Source organism: Phycisphaerales bacterium, assembly GCA_040221175.1.
Classification (GTDB): Bacteria; Planctomycetota; Phycisphaerae; order Phycisphaerales; family UBA1924; genus JAHCJI01.
On sequence record JAVJVK010000002.1, the window covers coordinates 1 to 473 of the forward strand.

General features: G+C 66.4%; 1 protein-coding gene. It reads right to left on the minus strand.

The genetic code is table 11. From position 1 onward, the window contains the following. Positions 1–5 precede the first annotated feature (5 nt). Positions 6–473 (minus strand): ABC transporter permease (locus RIE32_02120; GenBank protein MEQ9095040.1); only part of this gene is annotated, 468 nt, incomplete at its 5' end.

The following is a 473-nucleotide window of genomic DNA, read 5'->3' on the forward strand; positions in this document are numbered from 1 at the left end:
CATGCTCAGCCCGCCCCGACCGCTGATTTGGGGTCATAGATGTCGCGCAGCCGGTCGGCGATGAGATTGGCCGACACGGCGAGAAGAAAGATGCCAAGGCCCGGGAAGAAGCCCAGCCACCACTGACCGGTGAGCGCGAAGGCAAGGCCTTCGGTGATCATCGTGCCCCATTCGGGCACGGGCGGCTGGACGCCGAGCCCCACGAAGCCCAGCGCGGCCAGCGTCAGGATCGAGAAGCTGAACACGGACGATGCCTGGATCAGGATGGTCGAGGTCGTCTGCGGCAGGATGTGCCGGCGGATCAGACGGAAGCTGGAGGCTCCCAGGGCGCGCGCGGAATCGACATACATCAGCGTGCGGATGCGCAGCACCTCGCTGCGTAGCAGTCGGAAATACCAGGGGATCGAGGCCAGCACCACGCCGATCACGGCCGAGGTGATCCCCGGGCCCAGACCGATCGCAACGGCCATGGC